The sequence below is a fragment of the Pseudoalteromonas sp. H105 genome, from assembly GCF_001469215.1.
In the GTDB taxonomy this organism is placed as follows: Bacteria; Pseudomonadota; Gammaproteobacteria; order Enterobacterales; family Alteromonadaceae; genus Pseudoalteromonas.
In genome coordinates, this window is record NZ_LOFH01000011.1 from 70087 (window position 1) to 91588 (window position 21502).

Below are 21502 nucleotides of genomic sequence, written 5' to 3' on the forward strand. Positions count from 1 at the left end.
TTTGGATAGTTATTGTTTGAAACGCAATCCAAAAGATAGTTGGAGAGTACAATAAGTAAACATTAAATTAACATTTAATTAACTAAAATGTAAATGTTTGTAAACAAATTTTTCTGTTTTAGGGTTTTTTGTTGTTATATTAAGTACGTAGCAATTATTTATAGTTGACGGTATTCAGGCTTTTTTGCTTGTCGGTATTGACGTAATAAATTCGATGTATTTAATTTTTAGTGAGTCAAAGTATTCATAAGTGATGTCTACTAAAACGCATTTGTTTAGGCGTTGAATTAAAAAAGCCGCTCATTTTAGTCAAGCGGCTTTGGGTATTGATACAGGGGGGTTAAAACTCGTAGCTCACACTAAAGCGCGTGGTGCGCGGCATAATGTAACGCCCATTTGGGGCATCTGCATTTCGCGGATCGCCCTCAGTGATACCTTGCTCATCAGTGACGTTATCAATTGCCACTTGCAGCTTTATGCCTTCCATCGGTTCAAGGATAAAGCCCAGATCTACCTTTTCATAGCCATCGAGTGTGACGGTGTTTTCGTTATTACCGAAACGATCATCAACCGCTGATAGCGTGCCATATAAAGTGGCATACATACCCGACAATTCAAAGTCATAGCTGGGTGTTACACGCACTTGCCATTTAGGTTGACGCTGACTTTGGTTACCTTTGTTGTCCGGGCTTTTGGTTATTTCGGTTTCTTGAATCGTTGAGTTTAAGTTAACGGATAACCCAGATGCGTGATTATAGTTATAATCAAGTTCTACACCATAGGCTTCGTTGGTAAGAATCTCAGCGGGCACGCCAGGGCGACTTACAAATGTATCGCCTTTAACTTCGTTGGTAAATAGTGTCGCAAAAAAGTCAGTGCTTTGCGTAATAAGTTTGTAACCAAACTCAGCTTGAGTCACTTCTTTTATTAGTTTTTCACCACCTTGGTAAGCGCCGTAGTTGTCACGGAAGTCATCAAAATAAGGCATTTTATAACCACGGTTAATGCGCGCAAATACACCCATATCATTGTTAATGGAGTAGTTTAGACCTGTGGTCCATGATGTTTTACTTTCATCGTATTGTACGGTTTTATCAATGGCGCCATCTAATCCTTCGTCCACACTGTATTGCAGATCATGGTTTTCGTAGCGCAGGCCACCATCTAGGGTCAGGGCTGAAGTGAGTTTATATTGTGCTGTGGTGTAAAATGCATTTGTGCGGGCGTCCCCAGTAGCATTAATATCATAATTAAAGCCACACCCTTGAGTATCTGCATTACAGGCAATATCGTTGAGCATTTCGCCGCCAGCTTCAAGCACATGGTAAGCGGTGTTACCTAAGCTCCACCAATCTTTTGCCGATGTGCTTGCCGTGTAGTAACCAAGCGCGAGTGATAAATCATCAAACTGTTTTGAAAAAGCTAAATCATTGGTGAATGAGTCTATTTCTTTGAGCACAACCCAGCGTCCCAATTGTTGTACTGCTGTATTACTATTATAAATTTCACCTGTGGCAGCGCCACTGGCTGTTAGCCCATTATCCGCCACTTCGCCAAGCGTTGTTGCCGAGCCCGCGGGTACTAAACCAAATGTATTGGCATCGCCTTGTGTCATATTAAAGCGGTCTGAAAACGTCCAGCCATTCTCAAACTCAAGTTTTATACTGGCACCTGACACATGACCCTTCCAACCACGACCATTACCAAGGTCAATTTGGTGGGCGTCATTGTTGAGGCCGGTATAAATAGTTGCTTGACGATTTAACGTGCCTAACTGTGTATAGCCTGCATCAATGCCGTCTATATTTAACGGCGTGGGTAAGTACCATGCGCCGTGATCATCCGTTTGGCGGGTATAGAAATTCATTTCACCGTTATCTAGCATTTTGGTTATGTTAATTGTTAACTGATTGCCTTTTTCAGACGTGAAGCCAGCATCACGCATGCCTGGTGAACTTTTTACATAGCCACCCACCATAAAATAAAGGTCGTCCGTAATTTCACCACTTATCATGCTATCAACACGTTGTAGACCGTAATCTGATGTTGTGTATTTAAAAAGTCCTTGGGTGTCTTCGCTGCCGCGTTTTAAACGAAAATTGGTGGTTAACCCAGGCTGTCCATTAGACACGACTGGGTTTGGGCCCCCGCGAAGAGCTTCCATCGTCTCAATGGTTTCATCGACTCTGAATAGCGATGAGTTTTCTAAAAATGAGAGTGTTGGCGCGGGATAAACCGGCGAGCCTTCAAGGCTTAAGGTTAAAAATGGGGCATCACCGCCCCCCGGGAAACCTCTTACAAACACATTGGCACCGGATTCACCACCGGAGCTCTCTACCCACACACCGGGTACGGCTTTAAATAAATCTGCCGTACTCTTTGGCGATAACTTAATGATCTGCTCAGCATCAATATTTGTAACAGCATAGCTTGCCTCAATTTTTCGCACGCCCATGCCAGCAGGTGTACCTGAAACGATAATGCGCTCAACGTTTTTATCTGGATTGGCTGACTGTTCATTATTGGTGTTTTGCTGTGCGTAGGCGTGTTGATTACTGAGCGCTAAAATAACAGCGCATGCCAGTATGCTGGGGGTGTGTGTTGTTGTCATGTTGGTGTTCCTATTATTGTTCGTTATTTAATAAATATATAAATAACAAAGCATTAACTGAATTTTGTACGGTGTTAATACTGAGTTCTTTTAAACCTTAGAACTTTATGCAAACGTTTGCAATTACTTTTTTGTTGTTTTTGTATTATTTTTATACACAGTGATGTTTATTATAAAAATTAAAGCACAGGTCGCAGCCTAAATTTGATAATAATGGTATATTGCCAATTCACGACATAAGGAAGGTTACGTACTTAGCAATGAATAATAAACAACTCAAGTTAGCCGATCTCGCTAAGCTCGCAGGGGTATCTACCTCGACTGTCTCTCGTGCGCTGAATGATAACCCATTGATAAAGCAAGAAACGAGAGATAAATTAAAGCAGCTAGCAAAGCAGCATAATTTTAGTTTAAATACCGCAGCTAGTCGTTTACGTACGCAAAAAACCAATGTTGTTGCCGTTATTATTAACTTTGACAGTGGTACTGAGCAGTCTATTAATGACCCTTTTTTATTGAAAGTTGTGGGGGAGATAAACCTCGCTTTAAATAAACAAGGCCTCGAACTGTTGCTTTCCAATTCCTTTATGGCCGGTGATGATTGGGCAAATTACTTTATCAATAGCCGCCGCGCTGATGGCATTATTGTCGTAGGGCAGGGAAAAGATCCTACCAACATTGAAGCTGCTGCCGCCGCTGGTGTTCCATTAGTGGTATGGGGCGACCCTAAAACGCATTGTAACTACCCAGTTGTCGGCAGTGATAACTTTGTTGGCGGTCGCATTGCGACTGAGCATTTAATTGCGGGTGGGGCAAAAAACATTGTGTTTTTGGGTGACCCTGCACATGGCGAGATTGGCGAGCGCTACCGAGGGTATTTAGCTGCTATGAAAGCCGCTAACTATACGCCAGACGTGGTATCTATCGATATTACTAGTGGCGCTGCTTACACTGGAATTAATGCACTGTTATTAAAAAATGGTTTGTGTTTTGATGGTATCGTTGCGTGCAGTGACATGGTGGCGCTTGGTGCAATGAAGGCGTTGAAAGAACGATATATCAGTATCCCAAACGACGTTGCATTAGTGGGGTTTGATGATATTGCCATGGCTGATATTAGTCACCCATCCCTTTCTAGTATTAAACAAAATACGCAACTCGCTTCGGTTATTTTAGTCGAAAAATTACTGGCACAATTGCAAGGTCAGCCTTCAAATTCCCAAGTTATTGAAATAGAACTTATAAATCGACAGTCAACGAAGCCATAATTAACACAATAAGACGGTAAAATGAGTGATTAAGTGGGTATAAAATGCAAACGTTTGCATTTTGTTTTTTACTGCACTATGCTAAAAGAAATCAACATGAGGTAACACACATGAACCTTCTAAGAATAATTATAGGCTTGGCATGCAGCTACTTTGTGTTTGCAATATTGCTCAATAGCGTCGGTACCGTCATTTTACAAGCCATCAACAGTTTTGATATTACTAAAACACACGCTTCTGTTTTAGAAGGTTATAAAGACTTATCAATTGCTGTTTTTTCGTTTGTTGTTGCATCGTTTATTCCCAGAGTCGGGTATAAATTTGCAATGCTAGTCGCCTTGGGCGCGGTAACATTAATATGTTTAGTGGTGCCATCAATTGCACAGTTTTATGTGTTTAAGCTCCTGTTTGCTGTTATAGGGTGTAGCTTTGCGATCATGAAGATTTCGGTTTACTCAGTGATTGGGCAGGTGGCTAACAATGCAAATAAACACTCTGCGCTGCTCAATACCATTGAAGGTATTTTTATGGTCGGCGTGCTGTCTGGCTATTGGGTGTTTTCAAGTTTTATTGGCAGTGGCAATGACTCAGATACATCGTGGTTAAATGTGTATTATCTTTTAGCCGGGCTGGTGGGCATTGCATTTATCAGTGTTCTTTTTTCGCCTATTCAATCACCTCAAAAAGAAACACTGCCTAGTAGTCAATGGCGTGCTTTTTTAGACATGTTGGCACTTGCTTATAAACCGCTGGTGCTTATTTTTATTATTAGTGCATTTTTATATGTATTAATTGAGCAAGGCGTGGGTACTTGGTTGCCTACCTTTAACAACCAAGTACTTAAGTTGCCGGTGGATGTGAGTATACAACTGGCAAGTATATTTGCTGGTGCGCTGGCAATAGGTCGGCTGGTGGCAGGGCAGTTACTGCGTTTTATTGGCTGGTATAGCTTATTGATTGGTTGCTTAGTTGCGATGGCTGGGCTTGTTCTTTTAGTGTTACCACTTACTCATAATATTGATGGCAGCCAAGTGCAGAGCGTGTTTGATGTTCCTTTTGCAGCCTATATGTTGCCATTGATTGGGTTTTTTATGGCGCCGCTTTATCCACTCCTTAATTCAGTTATGCTCAGCGCATTAGCGGCACACCAACAAGCTGCTATGACGGGGTTAATTGTGGTGTTTTCAGCGCTTGGCGGAACAACGGGATCGATCCTTACTGGTTTCATCTTTGATAGGTTTAGTGGGCAGCACGCATTTTACTTAACACTTGTACCAATTTGTTTGCTGTTAGCGAGTGTGACTTTATTCAAAAAAATGACCCTAGATGTGAGCGCTAAGAAGGTAAAAGAATCGTGATGAATTTTCTACAGAGCCAATTGTTTTTAGATGTACAATTAGCTGCAATATTTGATGATAGCAAAACATTTTCAGATGCAATCGCAAAGCAAAGTTGGCAAGCTGCTTGCGAACACTATTTACAAGTTCGACCATTGGATAAACAACAGCTAACAGAGTTTGTTGCACAGCACTTTACGCTTGAATCAACCGATATTGCCCTAGAATCCTCACAAAGTCATAATGCGAAAACGTATATTGCTCAATTGTGGCCTAAATTACATCGTCCTGCTGATGAAGTGAAAAGCAGTTCTTTGCTCCCGCTTAAGCACAGCTATATTGTGCCAGGTGGCCGGTTTCAAGAAATTTATTATTGGGATAGTTATTTTACGTCTTTAGGCTTGCAAGACATTAATGATTTAGACAGCATTGAAGCAATGTTATTCAATTTCATTGATTTACAGGCCCGTAATGGCTGTATTCCCAATGGAAATAGACTGTATTACAGCTCTCGTTCGCAGCCCCCTGTAATGGCTTTAATGGTTGATTTACTTTGGCAGGCTAAATATTGTCAAAAAGCCGATTTTAAGTGGTTAGCCCGCTGTGTTGAAGCACTTGAAGAAGAGTATGCTTTTTGGATGATTGGCAGTGATTTGTTATCAAAGCAGACACCTGCTCTGAGGCGCATAGCACAGATGGAGTGCGGCGCACGTTTAAATCGTTATTGGGATGATGTTGCAAGGCCAAGGCCTGAATCATTACGTGAAGATTTAGAGGATGCAGCCGTTTTACCTGAGTCGCAAAGGGCGCGTTATTATCAACATATAAGAGCCGCATGCGAATCAGGCTGGGATTTTAGTAGTCGTTGGTTGGCTGACTCTCACTCTCTAATTAGTATATGCACCACAGACATCATTCCTGTTGATTTAAATTGTTTATTGTACAACCTTGAAAATTTACTAGGTCGTTACTGTAAAGTATTAAATTACAATGAAAAACAACATCAGTATGAACGACTCGCGGCCTTGCGCTTAGAGGCCATTAATCGGTATTTGTATGATGAGAAGGTGGGTTTTTATGTCGATTATAACTACGGCAAGGCCTGCCAATCACCTGTTTTATCATTAGCGAGTGTGGTGCCATTATTTGTTAAGTGTGCCAGTGATCAGCAAGCGCAACAGGTAAAAACAAAACTCATGACCGACTTTTTAAAAGCGGGAGGGTTAGTTACTACACTCAATGAGACCGCTCAACAGTGGGATAGCCCTAATGGTTGGGCGCCATTGCACTGGTTTGCTGTTAAGGGATTGCAGCATTATCACTTTGACGACGATGCGAAGATAATTATGACGCGTTGGCTCAATACCATTGAATCGGGATTTTCGAAGGACGGCTGTTTGCTTGAAAAATATGATGTGTGTAATGTAAATAACCGTGCCGGCGGGGGGGAGTACACTGTTCAGCAAGGATTTGGCTGGACTAACGGCGTGACATCGCGTTTTTACCAGTTGTTAAATAAGTAACTTTATCCACCTTACTGAGTAAAAGGGCAGTCAATACTTATTATGACAAGGCGCTGTTGTAAACCTTATGGATACGTAGGTTTCACAGCGCAGCAGTTCTTGTTCAGTCTTTTGATTTTATCGATGAAATTAGCGCCAAGACTTTTTCTTGACCAAATGTTTGTGCAAATTGCTCTGCTGTTTGGCCTGCTTTATTTGCATGCTGAGTATCGCAGTCAAGGCTCACTAGGGTTTTGGCAATATTAAATTCACCTCTAAAAATGGCTGCCATGAGTGCGGTATTACCGCGGTTGTCTTCAAGGCATGCATTAGCACCTAAATTTAATAATGAATCTACCGTGTTTTTGTGACCGTGATAAGTAGCAATCATTAATGCTGTATATCCTTTGTTGTTATAGCTATCAATTGGAATGCCCGCGGTTACAAATTGTTGAATTACCTGTTCATCGCCAGTACGGGCTGCTGCAAAATAGTAGGCAAGTAAATTGTCGTATTGTGATTGTGCGTCAGCGCGTGCAGGCTCAACGGCTTCTGAGTTAAAACTTAAAACAATGGCAAGAATAATAAATAGTTTACGCATAAGTTATCCTATAAGAGAGGAAGGCCAGGGTCTGCTGACCTTTGTAGATTGAAATTTGTTCAAACTCGGGGCGGTTTAATCGCGGCGCGAGGTTTGTAACCTAGTGGGCTAAGTAAAAACCGAGCAACAAAGAGTAAATCGCCCCGAGGCAGAACCCAAAGGGCAGCGCCTGTTTGGCATTGATGCTGCGTTATCGCTTATTTATGGGGAATAACCACACTACATAGGCGCTGCCTTGCCTAAATACCAAACAGACTGCTGCAAATTCAATCTTAAAAGGTCAACAGACCCTCAGTTTCCTCATAAAGTTGGAGAATAAGTAATTAAAGGGTTACAGCTTTGCGGCCAGTTGTTTAACCATTTTGATATCACCGTTTACGGCCTTGGTTAAACGTGTGCCATAGTCACTATCAGCTTTGTAAAAGTGGCTGAGCATTTTGTGCTTCACATCGCTGTTTTGTACTTTGCCTAAATCACCGGCTAGGTTATTGATGAGGTTAGTACGCTCTTGCTTGCTAAAGCCTCTGTATAGCACACCCGCTTGGGCAAAGTTTTGCTGCTTTTTAATCGCTGCTTGCTGTACATAGCCTTTAAGCTCGGTTTGGCTTCTTCGTGCAAGTGGGTTTTCACTGACATTTTCGTGACTTGGTTGATAGTTCACATTGCTAGTGGTGTTGCCATAATTCATTGCGCCGTCTTGGTTGTAATTTACAACATCCACTTTTGCACGGTTAATGGGCAGTTGCTGGTGGTTAGCACCTAGACGATACATTTGGGTATCAGAGTACGAAAATACACGCCCTTGCAATAAGCGGTCTTCAGACGGCTCAATACCCGGAATAATATTACCTGGCGCCATCGCTACTTGTTCAGTGGATTGGAAAAAGTTAGTCGGCATACGGTTTAGTGTCAGTGTACCGACTTTTGTTTCTTCAACGTTTAGCCACATTTTGGTTGCATCTAACGGGTTGTAATCAAAGTCATCAAGCTGTGATGGCTTAAGGGTTTTAATGTACAGATCCCATTTCGGGAAGTTACCTTTGCCTATCTCTTGATACAAATCGCGCGTTAAGTGTTGAAAATCTTGACTTTGCACCTTAGCGACTTGTTTGCTATCTAGATTATCGATTCCTTGCTGACTGACCCAATGAAACTTAACGTATTTAACGTCCCCTGATTGGTTTATCATTTTGTATGCGTGTACACCCCACCCATCCATTTTACGAAGGCTTGCTGGCGTGCCGTAATCGCTGTATACCCACGTTAGCATATGGGTTGAGCCTGGTTCATAGGAGAAAAAGTCAAAAAAGCGATTTGGATCTTGAATGTTATCCACCGGTGATGGCTTCAGAGAATGCACCATGTCTGGGAATTTAATGGCATCACGAATAAAGAATACGGGTAAGTTATTACCCACTAAATCCCAATTCCCTTCTTCGGTGTAAAACTTAGTCGCAAACCCGCGTGGGTCACGTAATGTCTCAGGGCTACCTTTAGAGTGAATAACGGAAGAGAAACGCACGAACACTTCAGTCTCTTTGCCTGCTTCACTAAACGGCGCTGCAATCGTTAAATCATCTAACTCTTTGCTAGCAATGAACACCCCATGAGCTCCAGTCCCGCGGGCATGTACAACACGTTCAGGAATACGCTCGCGGGCAAAGCGTTGCAGTTTTTGAATTAACTGTACATCTTCAAGTAACACACTACCGCGCTCACCGGCAGTGATTGAATTTTGGTTATCACCAACTGCCGCGCCATTGTCTTTGGTTAACGTAGTGCTAGCACTGGTTGGAAGCGCGATGGCTAATGCAAGTGCACTCAGTGTGAGCGCTGGTTTATATTTAATTTTGTTAAATTGAGTATTCATAGTCGACCTCATGTATTTTAGCGCTTGCGCCATGCAAGCTTTAAACTGAGCTCAGTGTATGGAATTGCAGTTGTTCGGTAAAATTGATTGTTTAGATTGTTGTGATTTGTATTATGGATTGATTGAAATGTTGTTATTGCTACTATCGATTTGATAAAGGTGAGCGGAGTTGTTGACCAATTGCCGTGGCTAATAGTAAAACAACACGCTCAGGCATGGGGTTAACGTAAGTGGCATCTCGCATTTTAATCCGTAACGACGGGCTTAAAGGCCTTACTAGGCCTTTTAAACCATAGCCTTAATCTAGGATTGCCTTTTTATTAGGCAGTGCTGGGAAAGCGCCTTTAACTAAACAGGCTTTTGAGCCACATTTTAGGCCAAAGTTAAGCGCCTCTTTCACATAATGACTGCTGTTTAACTTTTCAGTTAATTCAAGTTCTGTATGGGTATGGTTTAAGTGATATAACACGCCTGCAATAAAGGCATCGCCGGCACAGGTGGTATCAACAGGCTTAATGAAGGGCGCTGCTTGTTCGATAACGAATGTTTGGTGGTAGACTTTAGCAGGGTTAGCACCGTCAGTTAAAAAGACCAAGGTGACGCCTTCATCTAACAGTGACTGAATATACTCTAATGGCGAGGTGGTTGTTTGCTTTGCTAAAAACGTTAACTCATCAGCAGAGAGCTTAACAACATCGCAAAAGCGGTAACAAGCAAACACACGTTTTGCAATATCAGCAGTGTCTGACCACAAACTGTAGCGTAAATTGACATCAAAACTCACTAATATGTTGTGAGAGTGAGCAGCCTGTAATGCGCTTAATGTCGTCATGTTAATGTTGTCATGCGTCAACGTGTTAGAACAAAAATGAAATGTGCTTAACGCTAACCAGTTTATTTTTTCTATATGCGCTTTAGTCACCAACAAATCAGCAGTGTTATGACGATAAAAATTAAAACTACGTTCACCCACCTCGTCTAGGCTGACGATAACAAGGGCTGTCTGTGCCTTTTCGATGGTAAATAAGTACTCGGTATCGACTTGGTAATGTTCGAGTGAGTGTCGCAATTGACTTGCAAAATGATCATTACCCATACCACCGCAAAAATAAGCGTCACCACCTAGTTTTTGATACCCAACAGCCACGTTTGCAGGTGCTCCGCCTGGGATAGGTGCATAGGCACTGTTGTCATTATCAACTGGGAGCATATCGATAAGGAGTTCGCCAAAGCTCAATAATTTTTTCATGTCTTAAAACCTTAAAAAGCCCAGCAAAATAGCTGGGCACTCAACAAGGGAGAGTATTCGTTTAGTTAAATAAGTACTTTAACGTTAATGACGTTGTACGGCCGTTAATAGCACGGGCACGAATAATATTATTGTCTGGTACGCTACCTTCTTCTGCTTCAGTAATACCCACCGTGTCGAACAGGTTGTTTACGTTGAAAGCAAGATTAAGGTTTTCAGATAAATCGTAGCTTACAAAGCCATTTACCTGTGTGTAGCCGTCAAATTTAAGATCATTATTATCCTGAGCATAAGCGTCAGTGGTACCAATAAAGCTCATACCAGCAGAGCCTTTGTTAAAGTTGTAACGCGCCATCAATGAATAAATGAAGTCAGCTTGGCGACGCGGTGTGTTACCCACCACCTCAGGTGTTAGCGCATCTTTTGCAATTTCAGCATCAGTCCAAGTAAAGTTACCGCGAAAATCCCATGCGTCTACGAAGTAAGTTGATTCAAGTTCAATCCCTTTTGCTTCGTATTCACGGTCAAAGAATTTTTGTGACGTTGCTTCGAAGTTTTGCTCTTCCGTTTCAGCGTAAAATGCGGTCGCAAATACTGATAATGAGTCAAATCGTTTTTTCACACCAAATTCATATTGGTTTACTTCATCTACCGCGTCTTCATCGGCAACAGACCCATCCGCTTGGACTTTACCAAACAGTAAGCGGTCAGCATTGGCGCGACCACCTTGGCTAATACGTGCAAATGCAGCAAGGCTTGGATCAATTTGGTAATTAGCACCGACAGAGTAAGAGGTGTAGTTCCAATCGTAATTAACGATGCTTGGGTTGCTAATATCAATACCAACAACATTTTGTTCAGGGATTGAAATCGCGCCATCGCGATTCATGTCAACGGTTGATGTGACAGCGCCCGCATAGGTACCTCGCGCTTCACCACTGTCGTAACGGGCACTTGCATCAATGCTTACATCACCGAGCTTGGTTGAAAATGCAACATAGGGTGCACGGGTTTCATAATCTGTATCATAGTTACGTTGGCAGCAATTACCCCAGTAAGGCGTACCATATGCATATAATCCGCTATCAGAATAGCTATCACCATTTTGTGCAAATACATCAAGTAGTGCCGCATTATCGCCTTTTAATTCCATTAAATATGAGTTCCAAAGCCATGACATGCTAATGGTTTGACTTGATGCATAATAGCCAAGGGTTACGCTGGTATCGTCGCTCAGTTCTTTGGTTAGTTTGAAATCATTTACGATTGATCCAAAGTCATTCATGGTGACATCAAATGTATGAATACGCATAGCAAGTTCATCGGTAAAGGCTTGCCCTTGAGAACCCCCTGTCGCGTAATTTAACGTTGCGCCAGAGCCTGCAATGCTCGCCGCGATATCACTTGCGCTGCCAACTTCTGCGGGAATGAGGGAGGTAAAATTACCGCTGACTGATGATTTTCTGAAGCGGTTTTCAATACGCCAATCGTTATCTAAATCAAACACGGCTTCAAAACCAACAGCATCTACTTGTGGGTTCATACCGTTTCGCATATCGCCGCGGCTAATTTGGTTATTGCCATCTAAGCGAGTGGTAGATAAGAACTGTGCTGAATGTGGCGTGTCTGTTTGTGCATCGAACCCTTTAATAGAACTACCATCAGCGTACATTGGCATTGGTAAGTAGCCGATGCTTTGATCATCTAAATGCTTGTAGTAAAGACGTACATACCCTGAATCAAATTCTTTTGTTAGGTTTGCTTTGATTTGGCCGCCTTTGTTAGCCGTATAACCCGCTTCGCGAGGTCCTTCGCCTTGGCGAATAAAACCACCTACATGAAAGCGCACACTGTCGTTTAAGTAAGTACCGTATTCAAAATCAGTTCTTAACGAGTCATAATCAAGTCCGATAGTGGTCGCAACAGAGCCTGACTCTTCTTCACCGGTTTTTGAAATAATATTAATAATACCGCCTGGGGCATCACTGGCAGCGGTAGAGGCTGACCCGCCACGAATTGACTCAACCGTTTGTACTGTGCTGTCTAATCGCATAAAAATGTCGGCGTTACCAAATGCAACATCGCCAAACTGCATAATAGGAAGGCCATCTTCTTGGAGTTGCAAAAACTTTGCGCCCCCAGAGGCAACAGGTAAACCACGAACAGCAATATTTGCATTGCCTTCACCACCGGTCGATTCTGAACGAACACCCGGAATTATTCTAAAGGCTTCTGCTGTTGAGCGAGGAGTGGCAACTTGAATCTCATTCAGAGAAACACTGCTAACTGAAACACTGGATGCCATGATAGTGGTGCGTCTTGGTACACCGGTTACAACAATGGTTTCAAGGCCTTTTTTAGCTTCGGTCTGTTGTTGTGCTTCTTGCGCATATAATCCTTGGCTCACAGCTAAAGCAAGTGTACTTAGTAAATAAAGTGTTGTGTTGTGTGTTGTCATAATATGCCTCGTTGATTACTTACCCAATAGGGTTGTTATTTTTACTTAATCGATTAAGTAAAAATAACAAAGATTTTACATTAATCAACTTATTTTTGTATTAAAACGTTTGTTTTTTGCTCTTCCATTGTTTTTAAACGACTTTTTATAATGCTTTTTTGCACCAAATTAATCGAGAGCTGCGTCAATTTGTTGCAATGCCTGTGCTGAAGGGTCTTTAAAGTAGTTATATAACATGGCGACAAAGAGCAATATCGCAAAGCCTGTCGCGAGAATAAAGCCGTATTTCACATGCCCAAACATGTCGCTGATCATACCCATAAACAGAGGCGCTAAAGCCGCTGACAGGGCGGTAAAGAATAAAATAACGCCCGCAACTGCACCATGTTGTTGCACCGCAAAGCATGAAATACCCTTAGAGTTGAGTGTTGGGTATACCATTGACATGAACAAGCCTGAGAGAGGCAACAATAGGACCGCTGCATTGACGCCTCCTATTAATGTCCCGATATAACAAGCAGCTATCCCGAAGCTTAGCCAAACCATGACACTTTGCCAGCTGAAGCGGTTAAGTAACCACACAGCGATAAAACGGCCAGCGGCGCGCAGGATAAAAAAGATTGTCAGGGCATAGGTCGCCATGAGTGTCCATGATCCCGTGTAGTCTGCGAGCAAGGTCGGCATCCATACATAAATAGCCACTTCTGTTGCCACATACAGTGCTATAGCCAATGAAAAACCCAGTGCATAAGGGTTTTTCACCATCTTCATGGTGGTTGCAAGTGAGGTGGGTTTTGCCGTCGTTTTTACAACTGGCGGGTAGTCTGCACGCCAGGCAAGTACTGCTAAAATCAAGCACATAACACCAGCAATGATGTATAAATAAGTCCAACTTACTTGTTGGGTTAATAAAAAGCTCACTAAGGCAGGCCCTACAATGGCGCCGATACCAAAGAAGCCTTCTACCTTATTCATGGTTTTTGTGTGGTCGTTATTACTTTGTGAAATATCGCCAAGTAACGCCAATGCACCGGTTTTAAATAAACCGATTGCTAAACCTATTAAGCATAAAAGTAATACAAAAATAATGAAGCTACTGCTAACGGCAAACAAAAAGCAGCTGATAGAGAATATTAATAATCCCAGCATGATGGTTTGTTTGCGGCCAAAGCTATCCGCTAAAAAACCCAGGAAGAGACCACTTAGGGCAATTAAAGCCATAGGGGCATAATGGAACGCACTGGCTTGCGTCATCGTTAGGTTAAATTCTTTTATAAGCTCAGGGATGATCATGCCAACTGCATCTGAGGTCATAGCAAACATAAAGAACATCATATATGTGAGCCAGCGTATGTGTTGCAATGAAGTATTGCTAACGAGTGTGTGCGTTTTGTTCATCTTTATATCCTCGTTAGGTGATTAAGTATTTTTTATAATTAACTCAGTACATTAATTATAAAATGATAGTTTAACCATCCCGTTTTTGTATCAAAGTTGTAAAAACTTCTTGTAAAAATTGGTTTCCTAGTTAAAGATATATCTTAATCGATTAAGATTCAACTTGGTATTTACACATGATGAAGAATAAAGTTCAACTGATCACCTATGCAGATCGCATCACAGGGCAAGGCATCAATGCTTTATCCACTCTACTCAATGGCCCGCTTAAAAATGTGTTTGGTGGTGTACACCTGTTGCCTTTTTATAATCCAATAGATGGCAGTGATGCGGGGTTTGACCCGATTGATCATAGCGCTGTTGATGAGCGAATTGGCACATGGCAAGATATTCACACGTTGGGTGAACATTATGATTTGATGGCTGATTTAATTGTGAATCATGTGTCGGCACAGTCATTTCAATTTAAAGATGTGCTCATGAACGGTGAGAAGTCGGCTTATTGGGATTTATTTTTAACCAAAGAGGATGTATTTCCAGATGGTATGAGCGACGCTGAACAGGCGGCTATTTATCGCCCTCGACCAGGTAGTTGTTTTACACCGATCACATGTGGAAACGGTACAACTTACGATTTTTGGACGACGTTTACCGATAACCAAATTGACATCAATGTAAAATCTGCTGCGGGTGTTGAATACCTCGATAATGTGCTGACCAAGTTTTCACAGAATAATGTCAATATCATTCGGTTAGATGCAGCGGGTTATGCGATTAAAGAGGCGGGCACTAACTGTTTTATGCTGGATCAAACCTTTGATTATTTAGATAAACTATCTGCGCAAGCCAATGACTTAGGCATGGAAACCATCGCTGAAATCCATAGTCATTACCAAACACAGGTTGAAGTCGCTAAACGCGTTAATATGGTCTACGATTTCGCATTACCACCACTGATTTTGCATAGCTTATTTACTAATAATAGTGATGCATTGGTGCAATGGCTTAAAATGTCACCACGAAACTGCCTAACGGTGCTTGATACTCACGACGGTATTGGCATTATTGATGCCGGTCCGATGGGTGATAAAGCGGGTCTGTTAGATGCGGTGCAAATTGATAATTTAGTAGAGACAATACACGCTAATAGCCATAATCAAAGTCGTCAAGCAACGGGGGCTGCTGCCAGTAATGTAGATTTATATCAAGTCAACTGCACGTATTATAATGCCCTAGGCGCGAGTGATTTTGATTACTTAATTGCAAGAGCGATCCAGTTTTTTGCACCAGGTGTGCCTCAAGTTTATTATGGTGGATTATTCGCCTGTGAAAATGACATGGCGTTACTGGCAAAATCAAACGTGGGACGTGATATTAACCGCCCGTATTTAGATGCAGATTTCATCTCAGCGTCATTAGCAAAGCCCGTGGTTAAAGGGCTCCTTAAACTGATTGCTATTCGCAACACGCACGGTGCATTTGACGGCGAATTTAGTGTTGAAGGAAGCGCAAATAGTTGTAGCCTAAAATGGCTTAAAGATGACAATGCTATTGAACTCAAAATAAACTTTGAAGATCGTGAAGCGAGCATCATTGAACATAACTCATCAGCACAAGTGTTTACTTCGTTAAGTGATTTATTAGCGTAATGTGAGCACAGTCCTTGCGTGTAGTTATCCTCCATAAATAGGCGAAATGCAGCATCAATGCCAAACAGGTGCTGCTCTTTGGGTTCTGTCTAGGGGCTATTTACGTTTTGTTAGCTATATGGATGTAGATAAGGGCGTGAGCAGGGCGCGCAAGCTTTGATTTAGCCCACTAGGTTATAAGCCTCGCGCCGCGATTAAACCGCCCCTAGTTTGAACAAGTTTTAATCCGAAAAGGTCAACAGACCCTAGCCACTTTGACCTAATTGCAGCTCGTGGTTAATCAATGCTTTCTCTTCTTCCTTGGTGATAAACAAATTAGCGGCTAGTGCGCCTTTTTCTTCACTGTTTTGGTGAATAGTAGTGAGCTTTGGCACGAATCGTTGTGCTTCATCAATGCCATCAAACCCAACAATTCTGATATCGTCAGGTATTTTTAAGCCCATTTTTATTGCTTCGCGCATTGTTGCAAGGGCAATGAGATCACTCATACACAGCATGACTGATGGGCGAGGTAGACTGCACAGAGCTTCTTTAGCAGCAATGCTCGCATAGCGCTCAGTACTTTCAGGAATATTCCAAATGCGATCTTCCTCAATGGGGATACCTTGTTCTGCGAGGGCTTTTTGATAACCCCGTAATCGTTGGTGCGCGATTGATTGCCCAGCTTCAAATTCATGGTGTTCATATACACGGCATAGTACGTTTTCATCAAGCAAGCGCAGTCCTAAAATGGCAACGTGGTCACCTTTATGTTGCAGGGCATGTTTTGCGACTTCGTAGCTAGCTTGCTCATTATTTATATTCACAGAGGCATTGCGGCCTATATCAAAATCAACAGTCACAACATGTTTAGGCACCGTTTTTAGTTGTTCTACTAAGAGCTGATTTCGTGGTCGGCCATAGCAAATAAAGCCATCAACAAAATCAACAACACTGTTTAAATTGTCGTTATTGCCAGAAAACAACAAAAGGTTATTTCCGCTTTTTTCTAGCACAGACGCAACACCACGCATAAAGCTGCTCGCCACAGGATCTGACACCATATACTCAACGCTATCAGGTAACACCAAAGCAATAATATTAAATTTACCTCGGCGCAGAGATTGAGCCGCCTTGTTTGGACCAAAATATCCCAGCTCTTTACATGCCGCTAAAATCGATTCTCTGCGATTTTTTGATAATTGATCCGGGCGGTTAAACGCATTTGACACTGTGGCATTTGAAACGCCTAATTCTTTTGCAATACTTTTTAGTGTCCAATGGTTTTTTGTACTCATATAACCTTCTCAAGCGAGGATGTTGATTGAAAGAGTAAATTACCATATCTGGCTTTAAATCAAAGTGCTAATTGTATAAAAGAGTCATTGTGAGTCGCTTCTTTTAACGATTGCGCGTGCAAACAAGCTGCTGTCTCTAATAACCCATGGAGTAATAAACAGGATATGCCAAGCGGATCTTTTTTGTGTGGGCCTATTTTAGAGAGCTTGATATTCAGCTTTGCTAAATAGTGCTTAATCTCAATAAAAAACAAACCCAAAAGGATTGGTTTTAAGTTTTTTATTAAAACCAATATATTAATATTCGTTAATGTTATATAAAATATATTGTATACAATGATAATTAAATGTTACAAACTGTACCTCAACAACCCGTTCTAGATTGAGAACACACTAATAATCAAAGGTAGAGTATGAAAATTAATACACTGATTCTGGCGTTACCGATATTGGGCATGAGTTCAATGGCATTGGCTGACAAAGTGGGGGAACGAACATTTAAACCTCAGGCAGCCGTTGTTGAGCGTGTGCATCATCACGGTGTTGAACAAAACCATAACGAAAAAGCACCCATTGCAAAAGTGCAGAGCCAACCGCAGCTTTTGAGCGTGCGTATGATGACAATGCAAGCAGCCGCTGTGACGTGTGATTTGACTGCGTTAGCAAACGCGAGTTCATCAAGTCTTATTACTGAAATTAAAAGCCAAGGTACACAATGTATTAATGAGTTGTTTAGTGCCTCTGCATCAATACAGAGTCAGGTGTTCACGTCTGATAATATGTTTGCTGTTGCAAATCATGCAAAGTCACTATCACAGACTTATACTGGTGGCGGAAATGTTGAGTTAGAAGCGCTATTTTTGTACCTGCGTACCGGTTTTTACACTGAGTTTTATAACGACAATGTGAGTTTTGCAACCTGGGTTACTCCCGCTGTTGTGGGGGCGATAGATGCTTTTGTTGCCAATAGTCATTTTTACGACGATAACGACGGCCATGCTAAGACGTTAAACGAAGTAATCATCACAATGGATAGTTCAGAGCAACAGCATCGTTACCTCGAAGTTGTTAAACAATGGTTGAGCCGTTTTAATGAAAGCTACGCCGCTAAGTGGAATGTCCGCAGTGCAGTGAATGGTATTTTTACCCTGTTATACCGTGGTCAATGGAATGATGAATTTGTTACGGCAGTCGGTAAAGACACTGATTTAGTGACAAAGCTCAATGCGTTTACCCAAAAACAATGGATGATCGGATCAGACGCGCAGTACCTTATTGTTAATGCAGCTAGCGAGCTTGCTCGGTTAAAGCAATACGCAAACACACCGATTCAAAGTAATGTAGATGCTGGCTTAAATGCTATTTTTTCAACGTATACTAGTTTTGGTTATGGTGATGCTGTTTGGCTCGCGGCAGCTGACTCGGTAAGTTATTACGCAGATTGTAATGATTATGGTATTTGTGGGTTTGTGGATAACCTGATAGGTCAAGCGCTGTCACAAAGTTATAGCTGCAGTAGCACGATTAAAATTCGTTCGCAAAATATGACTGCTGCGCAGCATGCTGCCGCGTGTGATGCAATGGGCGCTGAAGAAGGGTTGTTTCATACAAAACTGGCCACCAATAACACTCCCGTTGCTGATGATAACAATAGCTTTTTACAAGTTAATATTTTTGATAGTAGCGACGATTACGGTAAATATGCAGGGGTTATTTTTGGTATTAACACCAATAATGGCGGCATGTATTTAGAAGGCGACCCATCTGTTGTTGGCAACCAAGCAAACTTTATTGCTTATGAAGCCAGTTATGCAAAAGCCGATCACTATGTGTGGAACTTAGAGCACGAGTATGTGCATTACCTAGACGGTCGTTTTGACTTATACGGCAACTTTAACTCCCCAACAGAGGACATTGTTTGGTGGTCTGAAGGGGTTGCAGAGTATGTGGCTAATTTAAATGATAATGATGCCGCAAAAGCAACCATCAGTGATGGCTCTCGTTTTACACTCGCGCAAATATTTGCCACTAATTATGATGGGTTTGATCAAGACCGTATTTATCGCTGGGGTTACCTCGCTGTGCGCTTTATGTTTGAACGCCATAATGACGAAGTGAATGCAATGCTGGCAAAAACCCGCGTGGGTGATTGGAGTGCATATAAAGCTAAAACAGTACAATGGGCCAATAGTTACGAGAATGAATTTGTGCAGTGGTGTGATGATTTAGTTGCAGGAACCACGACGAACCCTGCGCCGGTTGCGCAAATTAACGGGCCGTACTTAGGCACGCAAAATAGTGAGGTCAGTTTTACCAGTAATGGTAGTAATGACAGTAATGGCACGATTGAGCTTTACCAATGGGAATTTGGTGATGGCAGTGCGTCTAACCAAGTAAATCCTACCCATGTTTATACCAGTGCGGGTGAGTACAGTGTCAGCCTCACTGTCACGGATAATGAAGGGGCAAGCCAAACAGTTACAACTACGGCGACGATTGAAGAGGCGATTCCTGTTGGGGATGGTATTTTACAGAATAACCAAACTGTCAATATCAGTGGTGCACAAGATGAACTCAAGTACTTTACGTTTTCTGTGCCACAAGGTGCCAGTGATTTAGCTATTACGATTTCCGGTGGAACGGGTGATGCCGACTTATATGTCAGCTACGAAGCAACGCCGACGGAAGCAATTTATGATTGCCGTCCTTACATCGGTGGAAATGAAGAGCAGTGCGCTATTAACCCTGTGCAAGAGGGGACATACCACGTGATGCTGCGAGGTTACAACGCATTTGAAAATGTTCAATTAACAGCCTCATATATTCAAGCAACCTCAAATGTGCCTGATGTGTGTGCTTCGCAAGGTAGCCGCAGTAATGGCCGATTAAATGATGGCGAGGTAATTTGTTTGGGTAACAGCGATCCGATGTGGTTTAGCATCGCGGATGTGCAAAGCCAAAGTGGTGTGGCAATTACTACAGCCAATGGTTCAGGCGATATCAGCTTGAGCTATGCAGCAAGTGGTTGGCCAAATGGTCGTAATGAAATTGATCTTTCAAGTAATAGCGGTAACAGTGAGTGCATCTATATCACTAATCAAAGTGAGTATTGGGGTTACTTGAAGGTTTCAGGTACTAGCAATGGTGCAAGCTTAGTGGTTGATTTTAATAGCCAAGGCTGTCGTTAATAACACTTAATTATAAAAGTAAAACTCCTACGCAAAGCCCATGATAATGGGCTTTTTTATTATGCAGGGTTCAGCGTTTATATACCGCTAATGGATGAGAGGTGCTTAGCGATACATGTACATTATCGCCCGGTCTTACAATAAGCTCATGGCTAACGCGACTGGTGACAATGGTTTTACACGCCAGTTCGATGGCGCATAGTCGGCTGGTGCCTTCAAAACGAACCCACACTACAGTGCCATTACTGCCTACGTTACTTTGTACTAAAACCACATCATCAGGTCGTAATAAAACGTCTACATCACCTTCTTCTGTATCAATGGCATGTGCAGGTACATTGCCTATTGCAGTGGTTGCTTGATTATTGGCAAACTGCCCTGATATAAAGCTGGCTTCACCTAAAAAGCGTGCAACAAACCGTGTTTTAGGCAGACTAAAGCAACGTTCAGGCGTATCAATTTGCTGCACGTTACCCGCTTGTAAAATACCGACACGATCACCAATAGATAGTGCTTCTTCTTGATCGTGAGTCACCCAAATAGCCGGTACGCCCGCTTCTTTTAACGCATTACGAATATCCCAGCGCAACATATCTTTAAGGGCAGCATCAAGATTTGATAAAGGTTCATCTAATAGTACAAAGTCAGGCTGGTGGGCCAGTGTTCGTGCAAGTGCCACACGTTGTTTTTGACCACCAGAAAGCGTTGCCGGTTTTTTATCAACAAATGCCTCAAGGCCAAGCAATTTGATCCAGTGATCGGCAATGGCAGTATCTTTTAACCGAAAGCAAATGTTTTGCTTAACCGTTAAATGAGGGAACAAAGCAAAGTCTTGAAACACCATGCCCACACTGCGCTTTTCTGGCGGAACAGTGTGTTTAGGCGTTGCATGCCACGTGCCCATTTTAATGTTGCCTTCACTAATTGGAATAAGCCCAGCGAGCGCTTGTAATATTGTACTTTTACCACACCCTGTCGGACCAACAAGCATGAGGATTTCACTTTTTTCGAGCGACAAGTTAAGGTCGCTCACAACACGGTTACTGCCGTAATCTATAGACAACTGACTTACAGATAACATTATTATTTATATC

13 protein-coding genes are annotated in these 21502 nt (G+C 42.2%); 5 read left to right on the forward strand and 8 right to left on the reverse strand.

Annotation, left to right across the window (positions count from 1 at the left end):
* Positions 1-340 precede the first annotated feature (340 nt).
* A complete protein-coding gene (locus tag ATS75_RS16735) occupies positions 341-2611 on the reverse strand; it encodes a TonB-dependent receptor (RefSeq protein WP_058561558.1) in 2271 nt (756 codons plus the stop codon).
* Positions 2612-2871: 260 nt separating this feature from the next.
* Between ATS75_RS16735 and ATS75_RS16740 the strand changes: the two genes are divergently transcribed.
* The 3 genes from ATS75_RS16740 (at position 2872) to ATS75_RS16750 (ending at position 6739) form a co-directional block, all read left to right on the forward strand.
* Positions 2872-3879: a LacI family DNA-binding transcriptional regulator gene (locus ATS75_RS16740; RefSeq protein ID WP_058561559.1), complete on the forward strand. Its 1008-nt coding sequence runs from the start codon at positions 2872-2874 to the stop codon at positions 3877-3879.
* Positions 3880-3989: 110 nt separating this feature from the next.
* The gene (locus ATS75_RS16745) at positions 3990-5237 is read left to right on the forward strand and encodes an MFS transporter (protein ID WP_058561622.1); all 1248 of its coding nucleotides are present in this window, start codon (positions 3990-3992) and stop codon (positions 5235-5237) included.
* Positions 5237-6739 carry a trehalase family glycosidase gene (locus ATS75_RS16750; protein WP_058561560.1) on the forward strand — a complete coding sequence of 501 codons (1503 nt, stop codon included), beginning with the start codon at positions 5237-5239 and terminating at the stop codon, positions 6737-6739. The genes ATS75_RS16745 and ATS75_RS16750 overlap by 1 nt, the downstream gene beginning before the upstream one ends.
* Positions 6740-6842: 103 nt before the next feature.
* Here ATS75_RS16750 and ATS75_RS16755 read toward each other — a convergent pair whose 3' ends face one another.
* The 5 genes from ATS75_RS16755 to ATS75_RS16775 form a co-directional block, all read right to left on the reverse strand.
* Positions 6843-7319 carry an ankyrin repeat domain-containing protein gene (locus ATS75_RS16755; RefSeq protein ID WP_058561561.1) on the reverse strand — a complete coding sequence of 159 codons (477 nt, stop codon included), beginning with the start codon at positions 7317-7319 and terminating at the stop codon, positions 6843-6845.
* A gap of 331 nt (positions 7320-7650) precedes the next feature.
* Entirely contained in the window at positions 7651-9189 is a 1539-nt protein-coding gene (locus tag ATS75_RS16760; RefSeq protein WP_058561562.1) for a catalase, read from the reverse strand.
* Between the two features lie 298 nt (positions 9190-9487).
* The gene (locus ATS75_RS16765) at positions 9488-10438 is read right to left on the reverse strand and encodes a carbohydrate kinase family protein (protein WP_058561563.1); all 951 of its coding nucleotides are present in this window, start codon (positions 10436-10438) and stop codon (positions 9488-9490) included.
* Between the two features lie 61 nt (positions 10439-10499).
* The gene (locus tag ATS75_RS16770; RefSeq protein WP_058561564.1) at positions 10500-12896 is read right to left on the reverse strand and encodes a TonB-dependent siderophore receptor; all 2397 of its coding nucleotides are present in this window, start codon (positions 12894-12896) and stop codon (positions 10500-10502) included.
* Positions 12897-13064: 168 nt separating this feature from the next.
* On the reverse strand, positions 13065-14294 hold the full coding sequence (locus ATS75_RS16775; RefSeq protein ID WP_058561565.1) for an MFS transporter: 1230 nt from the start codon (positions 14292-14294) through the stop codon (positions 13065-13067).
* Between the two features lie 176 nt (positions 14295-14470).
* Between ATS75_RS16775 and gtfA the strand changes: the two genes are divergently transcribed.
* Positions 14471-15943, forward strand: coding sequence for a sucrose phosphorylase (gtfA, locus tag ATS75_RS16780; protein ID WP_058561566.1), 1473 nt, complete (start codon positions 14471-14473; stop codon positions 15941-15943).
* Positions 15944-16188: 245 nt separating this feature from the next.
* On the opposite strand, the gene ATS75_RS16785 is transcribed toward gtfA, so the two are convergent.
* Positions 16189-17220 carry a LacI family DNA-binding transcriptional regulator gene (locus tag ATS75_RS16785; RefSeq protein WP_058561567.1) on the reverse strand — a complete coding sequence of 344 codons (1032 nt, stop codon included), beginning with the start codon at positions 17218-17220 and terminating at the stop codon, positions 16189-16191.
* Between the two features lie 413 nt (positions 17221-17633).
* Between ATS75_RS16785 and ATS75_RS16795 the strand changes: the two genes are divergently transcribed.
* Positions 17634-20408 (forward strand): collagenase, encoded by a 2775-nt coding sequence (locus ATS75_RS16795; RefSeq protein WP_058561569.1) that lies wholly within the window; start codon positions 17634-17636, stop codon positions 20406-20408.
* Positions 20409-20478: 70 nt separating this feature from the next.
* Here the strand turns inward: ATS75_RS16795 and ATS75_RS16800 are convergent, their stop codons facing one another.
* Positions 20479-21489: an ABC transporter ATP-binding protein gene (locus tag ATS75_RS16800; RefSeq protein ID WP_058561570.1), complete on the reverse strand. Its 1011-nt coding sequence runs from the start codon at positions 21487-21489 to the stop codon at positions 20479-20481.
* Positions 21490-21502 lie beyond the last annotated feature (13 nt).